Annotated in this window: 12 protein-coding genes; 8 read left to right on the top strand and 4 right to left on the bottom strand. The window is 30.8% G+C overall.

All coding sequences use genetic code 11. The features are described 5' to 3' along the window. The 6 genes from AWE51_RS21265 to trxA all read left to right on the top strand — a co-directional run bounded on the left by AWE51_RS21265 (nt 1) and on the right by trxA (nt 4621). Nucleotides 1-1407: a sugar MFS transporter gene (locus tag AWE51_RS21265; protein ID WP_066317952.1), complete on the top strand. Its 1407-nt coding sequence runs from the start codon at nt 1-3 to the stop codon at nt 1405-1407. A gap of 25 nt (nt 1408-1432) precedes the next feature. Further along, nucleotides 1433-2332: an ROK family protein gene (locus tag AWE51_RS21260; RefSeq protein WP_066317949.1), complete on the top strand. Its 900-nt coding sequence runs from the start codon at nt 1433-1435 to the stop codon at nt 2330-2332. Between the two features lie 9 nt (nt 2333-2341). Beyond that, on the top strand, nt 2342-2974 hold the full coding sequence (locus AWE51_RS21255; protein WP_066317946.1) for a copper homeostasis protein CutC: 633 nt from the start codon (nt 2342-2344) through the stop codon (nt 2972-2974). 156 nt (nt 2975-3130) lie between these two features. Further along, nucleotides 3131-3859, top strand: a complete 729-nt coding sequence (locus AWE51_RS21250; protein WP_066317943.1) for an isochorismatase family protein — start codon at nt 3131-3133, stop codon at nt 3857-3859. A gap of 4 nt (nt 3860-3863) precedes the next feature. After that, nucleotides 3864-4283, top strand: a complete 420-nt coding sequence (locus AWE51_RS21245) for an OsmC family protein (protein ID WP_066317940.1) — start codon at nt 3864-3866, stop codon at nt 4281-4283. 20 nt (nt 4284-4303) lie between these two features. Beyond that, nucleotides 4304-4621, top strand: coding sequence for a thioredoxin (trxA, locus tag AWE51_RS21240; RefSeq protein ID WP_066317937.1), 318 nt, complete (start codon nt 4304-4306; stop codon nt 4619-4621). A gap of 56 nt (nt 4622-4677) precedes the next feature. Here the strand turns inward: trxA and AWE51_RS21235 are convergent, their stop codons facing one another. Together AWE51_RS21235 and AWE51_RS21230 are read right to left on the bottom strand one after the other, a co-directional pair. Continuing rightward, nucleotides 4678-5526, bottom strand: a complete 849-nt coding sequence (locus AWE51_RS21235; RefSeq protein ID WP_066317934.1) for a helix-turn-helix domain-containing protein — start codon at nt 5524-5526, stop codon at nt 4678-4680. Continuing rightward, nucleotides 5523-5915 (bottom strand): DUF983 domain-containing protein, encoded by a 393-nt coding sequence (locus AWE51_RS21230; protein ID WP_066317931.1) that lies wholly within the window; start codon nt 5913-5915, stop codon nt 5523-5525. The genes AWE51_RS21235 and AWE51_RS21230 overlap by 4 nt, the downstream gene beginning before the upstream one ends. A gap of 243 nt (nt 5916-6158) precedes the next feature. On the opposite strand from AWE51_RS21230, the gene AWE51_RS21225 reads away from it, so the two are divergent. Then, nucleotides 6159-7034 carry a helix-turn-helix domain-containing protein gene (locus AWE51_RS21225; RefSeq protein ID WP_066317926.1) on the top strand — a complete coding sequence of 292 codons (876 nt, stop codon included), beginning with the start codon at nt 6159-6161 and terminating at the stop codon, nt 7032-7034. A gap of 218 nt (nt 7035-7252) precedes the next feature. Beyond that, nucleotides 7253-9895, top strand: coding sequence for a TonB-dependent receptor plug domain-containing protein (locus AWE51_RS21220; protein ID WP_066317924.1), 2643 nt, complete (start codon nt 7253-7255; stop codon nt 9893-9895). Between the two features lie 92 nt (nt 9896-9987). Here the strand turns inward: AWE51_RS21220 and AWE51_RS21215 are convergent, their stop codons facing one another. Then, nucleotides 9988-10524: a hypothetical protein gene (locus AWE51_RS21215; protein WP_066317922.1), complete on the bottom strand. Its 537-nt coding sequence runs from the start codon at nt 10522-10524 to the stop codon at nt 9988-9990. A gap of 23 nt (nt 10525-10547) precedes the next feature. Next, on the bottom strand, nt 10548-11282 hold the full coding sequence (locus AWE51_RS21210; RefSeq protein WP_066317921.1) for a hypothetical protein: 735 nt from the start codon (nt 11280-11282) through the stop codon (nt 10548-10550). Nucleotides 11283-11291 lie beyond the last annotated feature (9 nt).

Genomic DNA, 11291 nt, shown 5'->3' with positions numbered 1-11291 from the left:
ATGAATAACGAAAAAACAAACTATAAAAAACCATTTATTACAATAACTTTTTTATTCTTTATGTGGGGGTTTATTACAGTAATGAATGATGTTCTGATTCCGCATTTAAAAGCCGTCTTTGAACTTAGCTATTTTCAAGCAGCATTAATACAATTTGCGTTTTTTGGAGCATTTTTCGTAATTTCATTAATATACTTTATTATTTCTGTGAGCAAGGGGGATCCTATTGCCAAAATAGGATATAAAAATGGAATTATTATAGGCCTGATATTATGTGGTATTGGTTGCTGCCTATTTTATCCTGCAGCAGGTTATCAACGATATATTATATTCTTAGGAGCTCTGTTTATTCTAGCTTCTGGAGTTACAATTTTACAGATAACAGCAAATCCCTATGCAGCAATACTGGGTAAACCAGAAACAGCTTCTAGTAGACTTAATTTAGCACAAGGATTTAATTCTTTTGGTACTACTTTAGCTCCTATTATTGGAGCAGTATTATTGTATAAGGTATTTTCAAACGGAGAAATTACGGTAGATTCCTTAAAGATGCCTTACCTTATTTACGGATGTCTTTTTTTTGCATTAGCCATTATTATCAAATTTATAAAGTTACCTTCTTTTGTTAATACCGAAAAAATAGAAAAGGGATTAGGAGTATTAAAATTTAGACATGTGGTTTTAGGGATGTTTGCTATCTTTTTTTATGTAGGAGGAGAAGTTTCTGTGGGTAGTTTCTTAATCAACTTTTTTGGATTAGAAAACATTATGGGGATGGAGGAAGCTGAAGCTGGTGTGTTTTTATCGTATTATTGGGGTGGCGCTATGATAGGTAGATTTTTGGGATCTGTTTCAATGGGAAGTATAACAGATGCAACAAGAAAATATATAATTATGGCTGGTCTGTCTGTAGTTTTCTTTTTTGTATTATATTTTATAACAGCTATAAAAATTGAAGAAGGTATATTTTCAATGCAACTAGTACCTTTTGCCAAAATCTGGTTGTTTATTGTTTTCTTATTAATAAACTATTTAGCATTTCTTGTAGGGGGAACAAAACCGTCAAATGTATTAACATTGTTCGCAGGAATCGTTATTATCCTTCTATTGATTATGATGATTACTAATGGAGCAATTGCTTTTTGGAGCGCAATTGCTATAGGAGCATTTAATTCTATTTTATGGTCCAATATATTTACGCTAGCAATTAAAGATTTAGGTAAATATACTAGTCAGGCCTCTTCTTTATTGGTAATGATGATTGTTGGTGGCGCTTTAATACCATTATTACAAGGTGCTATAGCCGATAGTATAGGTATCCAGTTATCATTTTTTATACCAGTGATTTGTTACTCGTACTTGGTTTTTTATGGATTGATCGGGTATAAAGTAAAAAATGTAATCTAATAAATAATTTAAATGTAGTTTTCGAATGGTATTAGGAGTTGATATAGGAGGAAGTCATATTACAGTGGCAATTATACAGGAAAATCATAAAGATCAAATACAACAACTTTTTACTATGAAAATAGATCATAAAGATGATCAGAATCTTATACTAGAGAGTTGGATTTCTACGATGGATTTAGCCATTGATCATCTGGATATAAAAAAACTTAAAGGCATTGGTATTGCAATACCAGGTCCTTTTGATTATAAGAATGGTGTTTTTCCCGATAAAGGAGAACATAAGTTTGAAACATTATACAATATAAACCTTAAAAATACAATTCGAGAACAATTAAAATTAGATCCGTCTTTTCCAATACGTTTTTATAACGACGCTGCATGCTTTGGGATAGGAGAAGCATGGACTGGTGAATTAATGACATTTAAAAAATCAATTGCAATAACATTAGGTACCGGTTTTGGGGCTACTTTTATAGATAAAGGAATTCCTGTAGCGAGTGGTGAAGGAGTTCCGTTACATGGCGAGTTATATCATTTGCCCTTTGGAGATGATATTGCAGATACTCATTTTTCAACACAATGGTTTCAAAGGCGATATAATGAACTTACCGGAGACGAAATTCAAGGTGTAAAAGATCTTGTAAAGTTGAAGAATATGGATCAAATTAAAAATCAAATTTTTAATGAATTCGCAGAAAACTTAATACTATTTTTAGCTCCGTGGATAGTCGATTTTAAAGCAGAAGCTGTAGTTGTTGGAGGTAATATTTGTAATGCATGGTCTTTTTTTGAAACTCAATTAAAGAAAGCTAAGAGTACATCTAATACTAGGATACCAATTATTAAAAGTAAACTTCAAGAAAATGCTGCATTATTAGGTGCAGCAAGATTAATTGATAATAGTTTTTATTCTAGATTATAATTTATGAATATGAATTATATAAAAGAGGCTTGTGTAGAAACGTTAAAACAGGCTATACGGGCAGAAAAAGCTGGAGCAGATAGAATCGAATTGTGTGCTAATTTAGATGCAGGTGGAATTACACCTTCATTTGAACTTATTAGAGAAGTAAAGGAAAGAGTTAATATTCCCATTCGTATAATGATACGTCCGCGAGGTGGTGATTTTACATATTCTCAAGAAGAAATAAGAATGATGAAAATGCAGATAAAATATTGCAAAACCCAAAGTATAGAAGGAGTAGTATTTGGGGTATTAAAACGAGATAATACTTTAGACGTAAAAACTATTTCTGAATTAGCAAAAGTTGCATTTCCTATAAAAGTAACGATTCATAAAGCCATCGATAAGACACCCAATATAATGCAAGCACTAGAACAGCTCTCAATGATAGATTCTGTGACTACAATATTAACTTCGGGAGGTAGAACCACAGCAGAAGAAGGAAAGAAAACATTGAGAGGCATGATTGAATTGGCTCAGGAAAAATTAGAAATAATGCCTGCAGGATCAATAACTACGGCTAATGTTGCAAGACTACATGAATTTGTAAATGCGAAAGCATATCACGGTAAAAGGATTGTATGTGATTTTTATGATTAGGATTTTTTTTAAACAATACGAATATAAGTTCGTATCTCCATCAATTTATTAAAGGAATAATTGCCAACTCTTCAGGAATAGTTACCTACCAGATACCTCTGTTTCTATCTCATCTTTGCATTGTCAAATTAAGTATAACTTTTAAAAAATAAGACAATGAAAAAAATAATAACAGTAGTAATAGCAGTATTATCAGGACTAAGCACATTTGCTCAATTACCAGATCCAGGATTCACAGTAGATTCACGAACGGCAATAGTAATAACCGATCCGCAAAACGATTTTTTAAGCCCTAATGGTGTAACATGGGGAGTAGTAGGAGAAAGTGTAACAGCAAACAATACAGTAGAAAACCTAGAAGAACTTTTTAAAATAGCTAAAAAGAAGAATATAACAGTATTTGTCTCTCCACATTATTATTTTAAACATGATCATAACTGGAAAATAGAAGGGGCCTTAGAAGCATTAATGCATAAAATAAATATGTTCGATCGAACTCATGTCTTAAAAATCGATGGTTTTGAAGGTTCAGGAGCGGATTGGTTAGATCGCTATAAAAAATACATCGAGGAGGATAATGTAATTGTAACAAACCCACATAAAGTGTATGGTCCAGAGTCTAATGATTTAGCATTGCAACTTCGTAAGCACGGATTTGATAACGTAATTTTAGCAGGAATGTCGTCTAATCTATGTACAGAATCACATATGAGAGATTTGGTTGAGTCAGGCTTTCGAGTTTCAGTAGTAAAAGACGCAACTGCAGGTGCGATTCTACCAGGATTAAACGCTTATGAAGCTTCTGTAGTTAATTTTCAAATGATTGCAAGTCATGTTTTTACGACAAAAGAAATTGTAAAAGAAATTAACGATTTTAAAAAATAATATTATGGCAACAGAGATAAAAATAAAAAATATTCCAACAGGATATCAATCCGTTATAAGTAATGGTAAACATGCAGTAATTGGTGATGAACCAATATCCGCAAAAGGTACAGATTTAGGATTTTCGCCAGTAGAATTTTTACTAGCGGGAATATCAATGTGTAAAGTGGCTACAATACGTAACGTGGCTCGTAGAAAAGGTTGGGAAATTGGTAATGTTGATGCCAATTTATCACAAGTAGTCTCGCGACAGGATAATGGTACATTAAAAACAAGAGTAGAATCTTCTATAAGTATTGAAGGAAATATATCCGAAGAACAAAGAGCTTTACTTATAAAAGAAGCAGATAATTGTTATGTAACCAGAATGGTACGAGGGGATTGGGAATTTGTAGATTCTAATGTTTTAGAACCTATTGTATAATACACTTAAAGGTTAATATAATGAAAGCAATAGAAAATAATCAACAATTTACAGCAGTATTAAGTGAAGGTAAACCTATCGTATTAGATTTTTATGCAGATTGGTGTGGTCCATGTCAAACACTTTTACCTATAGTCGAAAAATTATCTACCGAGTATAATGGTAAGGTTGAGGTTAGAAAAGTAAATGTTGATCAAAATAATGAATTAGCTGCACGATTTAAAGTAAGAAATATTCCTGCGCTTTTCTTTATTAAAGATTCAAAAATAGTAGATCAGTTAATTGGAGCAGCACCAGAGTTTCAATTAAGAGAAAAGTTAGATACTTTACTAGATTGATTTGGTGTAATACTATTAATAAAGCCGTTTGAAATATATTTCAAACGGCTTTATTATTATGAGTTCTCTAAAACATCTTTATTATTCAATAATTTTTTAAATTCAGAAGGAGAAATTCCTTCTTGCTTCTTAAAAAACCTACTAAATGCCTGTATGTCATCGTAACCTAAATCGTATGAAATCTCTTTTATCGGTTTTTCAGTGTAATGTAACAACCTTCGAGCTTCTAACATGATGCGTTCTTGTATATATTGCAACGGAGTTTTAGAATCAAATCTTGAAAAAATATTAGACAGTGTTTTGGGAGATTTATGCAAAAGCTCGGCATATTGGGCAACACTATGCTTATCTTTAAAATGTTGCTCTACTAAAAAGTTGTATTCTCTTAAAATATTGATTTCTTGTTCTTTTTCAGGATACTTTTTTTGTGCCTTATATAACCTTGCGCATAATATAAGGTAGCGTTTTAACATTATTTGAAGCATGTCTATTTGCAATTTGTCATCAGATTGAATTTCAATCATAAACATTTCCCAAAGAGTGTTAAACTTAGTAAGTTCCGCTTCAGGGATTTGTATAACAGGAAGTTGAGCAGCACCAAAAAATAGAATTCCTTTGCATCCCACTTCACTATCATGATCTAAAACACAATAAAAAGGCCTGTTAAATCGCAGAACTCTAATCGTACCAATTTTTTTAGGAATTACTTTATGAAACTCAGTGAGAAATACTATCTGATTTTGTGTAAATACTTCTTCCTTTCCATCGATACTAATTATATTTTTATTAGACTGAAACCATAAAATTGTTAAACTACTTTCGATACTTTCTTGAAGGACACTACAATTTTGACTGGTAATGGTATTTAGATATATATATTCTTGGGTGTGCCCGGTAAACTTCATAATGTATTCTTTACTTTGGGTTTTCCATAATGCATAAAAAAGTTAATCCAAATATTTCGAGATAACCTTATGATAATGGGTAACATACTAATCATTACAACTACAATAACACCATAGGTAACAATTAAATTTAGATTAAATATGAGGTGTGCTACTATAAACGCAGTTGCTGCAAACATAATTCCCACAGGATAACTCACATACATAGCACCATAAAAAAAAGAGGGTTCTATTTTATATTTGGTATTACAAGAACTACATCTTTCTTGCATCTTCAATGTTTTACTTAACTTGTATGGATTGGTTTCTGAATACATACTTTCATTTTGACAAACAGGACATTTTCCACTTACAATACTATATAATTTTGTGCCTTTTAAGAATTTCATACGGGTATCTTTTACTATAGATTAATGATGTATTGTATTATGATTTAGACAAGTGTATTGAGTTTGTATTTTTTAGACCTTTTTATATTCATAACGATAAGCTTAGTTTAGTCATTTTGTACCTGAAGTAGCTTGAAAATCATATAAATACAATAATTATATTACAAAATTAATAATATATTAGAATTAAGTACTTATATAATATTCTCTATTTTTTGTACTTTTAAGACATAAACTAGTTTTATGAGCGGAATCCCAATTCTAAATATAGAGCAATTTGAGCATGAAGAGTTTTTGGCTGATTTTTATAGTAATGATTTAAGAAAGCACTTAAAACAGAATGATAAAATTTTTCATAAACCGCATAAGCATGATTTTTTTCTGTGCGTTATATTTTCTAAAGGTTCAGGAATTCATGAAGTTGATTTTAATAGTTACACAATCCAACCCGGAAGCGTGTTTTTTTTGAAGCCAGGACAAACACATTATTGGAAATTCACAGAAGATCCCGAAGGTTTTATATTTTTTCACACTCAAGATTTTTATGATTTTTATTTTTCAAATAAAAAACTGACCCAGTTTCCATTTTATTATTCTCATAAAAACCCTCCTAATCTGTTATTAACCAAGCATGAAATCCCCTTACTACAAAGATGTTTTGAAGAAATTAACTTGGAGTATCATGAAAACCTGACGTATAAGAGACAAAAACTAGCCAGTCTTGTTAATTTAGCATACATAGATTTGGCTCGGTGCTATGTTTCCTCGGTGTCCTTAGGTCAAACTTCATCATCTACATATTTGCAAACTATAAGGATTTTAGAAAATGAGATTGAGCGATTTTATAAAATTGAAAAATCGGCAAAGTTTTATGCAAATCAGTTAAATATTAGTACTAAGCATTTAAATAGAATTACTAAGAATACTTTAAACAAAACAACATCGGCACTTATAGCAGAGCGAGTTTTGCTAGAAGCAAAACGTCTTATTGTGCATTCTGATAATTCTTTATCTGCTATTGCAGACATATTAGGTTATGAGGATTATGCTTATTTTTCTAAAGTTTTTAAGCTAAAAACTACTAAAACGCCTTTAGAGTTTAAAAGAGAATATCTTTGAAGTATTACTATTGTTAAATAAAATTAACCTCTACCAAAATGATTTTTCGGTTTTTTTCTATATATATATTACGGTGTTAATTTTTTGATTTTTAGTTGTTTATTGGTTGTTTTTAAATAAACTGCCAAAATAGGGTAGGGTAAACCTCTTAGTATTGGTTTTAATAGTATGACTTTTGATTTTGAAATTGCAAGTAAAAAAGTACTTTTACAGTATACATGAAATTATTAAAATTAACCATCTTTACTTTTCTTCTATGTATTTCTTTAGTGACTAGTGCACAAGAGGTTACTGTTGCAACCCCAAATAAATACACGAGTATACATGAACTTGCTCAAAGCTTTAGTGTTACGCATAACTTACAATTTTCTTATGATGTTGAGCGGATGCAAAAATCTTATATTTTAACTCCTGAGTTAACATTGTCCTTCAGTTCTTTTAAAGAACTTTTAAAAAGCATTCAGGTTGATTTAGAAGAAGAAGATTCTGATAACTATTTACTTATTCAAACTAGTAATGAGATTTCATACTGTGCGATTTTAAGGGATAAGAATACAAGTTTTGAAATCCCCGATGTACTGGTTATGCAAGGAGATAACTATTTAGGCACTACAGATATATCTGGACAGATTAATCTTGAGATCATGCCAGGGGCTCTTATCACCCTTTCCTATACGGGTTATACAACACAAAATGTTATTGTAACCCAAAAAGAAAATTGTGAATTATTCTTATTAGAAAATAATGTTCAAGAATTAGACGAAATTGTACTTACTAATTATTTGACAAGGGGTATAGTAAAAAACAAAAATTCATCCCTTACGGTATCACCAAAGGCCTTGGCCATACTTCCAGGACTTGTAGAACCAGATATTTTTCAGAGTTTACAACTTATTCCAGGTATTAGTAGTCCAGAAGAAGATCCTGGGGCATTGCATATTAGAGGAGGTACACCTGATCAAAACCTTATTTTATGGGATGGTATTAAGATGTATCAAAATAGTCATTTTTTTAATCAAATTAGCAGCTTTAACCCCTATATCACAAAAAAAGTTAATGTCTATAGGGGAGGAACAAGTGTACGTTACGGAGATAGAATTTCAGGGGTTATTGATATGCAATCTGATGATGATCTTTTTAATGGTTTTAAAGCGGGTTTAGGAGTTAATTTATTAGGAGGAGATGCGTATTTAAAAATTCCAATATCAAAGAAATTAGGATTGCTAGTCGCAGGAAGAAGATCTCTAACAGATCTTTATGAATCGTTTACTTTTAATAGTCTTTCTTCTAAAGTATTTCAAAACTCCAGAGTAAATGCCTCATCAAGTAGAGCAGAAAGTGGATTAAACTATTTTTTTTCTGATTATAATATTAAATTGAGTTATAAACCTAAAGAAGATCATAGTTATTCTTGGAGTTTTATTTCTGTAGAAAATCAGTTAAAAAATATAAGTAAAAGATCAGAAAATGGGATCGAAGAGGAAGCAGAGGATAGATTAAAAAGAATAAACCCGGGAGGGAGTTTTACATGGCGACGAGAAAAACAAGGATTTACGACAAAACAATTTCAGTTATATTTATCCAATTATTTATCTGATTATACTTTTAATAATAAAATTACTAACACTAATACTTCCGAAAATACTTCTGAAGAAGTTCAACGCGAAAATATTGTCACAGAGTTAGGCTATGATTTATTTTATGATATTCCTTTCGGAAAAAAACACCATGTTCTTTTAGGGCATCAAACAGTAATTACTGCAGTAGATAATTTTGTGTCTAATATACAAAGAGATAGTAATGGGGTAGAAGAAATACCAATTTCTAATCCACTTTTTGGAGAATCGAATTTCGGAACGAAAGTAGGTTTAATTGCTTATGGGGAGTATAGATTTCATTCTGAACATGTTCTTTTTAGTGCCGGAGTGCGAACAGATTACAACAACCTTTCTGAGCAAGCGATAACCGAACCCAGAATTTATAGTACTGTAAAAGTAAATAATAACTTAAGGCTTACAGGCTCATTAGAGCGTAAAAATCAATCCTTTAGTCAAATCAGTACCCCTGAGATTTCTGGAGAAGGATCATCATTTTTTAATTCTTTATCCACCGTTAATAGGTTTTGGTCTGATCAAAGTTTTGCAGGGGATTTTTTTGCGCCATGGGTTATTCAAAAAAGTGATCAATTCACTTTAGGAGCGCTATATGATAAAAATGGTTGGTCTTTTGAGCTAGAAAGTTATTATAAAAGGATTAATAATACTATCCCAATTAGCGATACATTTTTAACGTCTATTTATTTTATTGAGAATCGTGATCTATTAACTACTGGAAAAGCTAAACGTTTTGGTATTGATCTTCTTGTAAAAAAACAAATTTTAGATTATCGTGTTTGGATGAGTTATAGTTTTGGTAAAAATAATGTAAAATATGAAGATTTACAGTCAGAATACTTTCCTGAAGTATTCGATCAAAGACATCGGTTTAATATTTCACAAACTTATAAATACAAACGTTTTGAGTTTGCGTTGGGGTGGACCTATGGTAGTGGTTTACCATCAAATAAATTGAGCAGTGGTACAATAAATGAAATTAATAATATTAAAGCAAATAACCTTTTTTATTCAAAAAGACTTCCAGATTATCACAGACTAGATTTATCTTCTCTGTATCACTTTGAAAGTGTGGGACGATGGAATAGCAAAATAGGATTTTCTATACGTAATCTTTATAATAGGAAACAACTTTTACAACAAACATATTCAATTGTACAAGACGATAATAATAATCGAACCATCAAAGAAGTTTCGAATCGTACCTTAGGTTTTACTGCCGATTTAGTATTTAGAATTTCGTTTTAGTAGTACATCTATTAAAATATTTGCGTTTAATAATGATAAATATAAGGTGTAGCTAAAGTGTATTACTCTTATTGTTTTATTATACAAGAAAGTTATAAAATATCTTTAACACTTAATTTATGAGCAAAAATAGCTATAGAAAGCCCACCGATAGAGATTAAAAGAGCAGCAATTGATAATCCTTGTATTTCATCATTTAAAGATGCTAGAAGTAGAAAAAAACCTCCAACTAAATTAAGCCCTCCGGCAATAGCACGGCTCATTAAAATGCCTTTATTAATTGTATGTTTTGCGTTTAGGACACCAAAAATAAAAATTATTTCAAACAGACCATACATAATAACAAAATAGGTAGTTATCATAAGAAATGAAGGTAGTGAATTCGCTAAAAAAAATAATATTATGGCATATGCTACTAGTCCTACCCCTTGTATTATATGATATTGTTGTGCTATTCTTGGTATTTTCTCATATTTAGAGAAAACAAGTGCGCTTATTCCTGATAACAGAAGTAAGAGAGGTACCAGAATCTTAATGATTTCAACTCCTATTTTACTTGATAAAAATAAGAATATACCAGAAGCGAGCATTATTAAGCCACTAAAAGCTATGTAAAAGATTTTGTTCATTATTTTGTTTTTATAATTGTTATTTAGTGTAATTCTCCTTTTTCACCATCTACCCAACGTTGGATCATTACACGTTGAGCTGGTGTTTGTTGTAAGCCTCCTGCAAGAATATCTAAAAACCTATCCCACAGATTCTTTTTTTGATTAGCTTCTTTTTTAATATCATGATAAGCTTTCATATATTCCTCTGTATATAGATTGGCTTGGTCTTTTGAATATTTTGTTGGTATATGTTTGAGGATAGTATCTGTTAAATGATCAATTTCTTCTGGACTATATTCTTCAATCATTTTAAGATGGATACTACAGGCCTCAGCTTCATTTTCAATTTTAATATGGTCAGTATTAATTTTAGACCAAATAGTATTCCAGTCTAAAAATTTATTTTCTGGTAACGAAACCACTCCGATAGATTGAAGATTGCTAAGGTTTGATTTTAATTTATTTACGTACGGAAGGTAATTATTCCATTCTGCAAAAATTCCTTCAGCTTTTTTCTCATTTATCTTAGAAATAGCTAAATCCATAATTTTCTTTAAATAATCGAGATTTTTGCTGTAGTTAGCCAATTCTGATTTCCATTTACTTTTAGTACTTTCTGAAGCATGTTTTTCTACCAAACTTGATATTTGATCTAAATTATTTTGTACTTCAGCACCAACTGTTTTCATAGTTGTCCATTTTTTAGAAGATGCTATGGATAAGTGTCTTATAGAAATTACTGCTTCTATAAGCGGATTGAAATTTTGTTTTTCCATACTATTTAT

This window comes from Aquimarina aggregata (assembly GCF_001632745.1).
Taxonomy (GTDB): Bacteria; Bacteroidota; Bacteroidia; order Flavobacteriales; family Flavobacteriaceae; genus Aquimarina; species Aquimarina aggregata.
The sequence above is the reverse complement of the archived record's forward strand: the minus strand, read 5'-3'. Positions and strand labels throughout refer to the sequence as shown.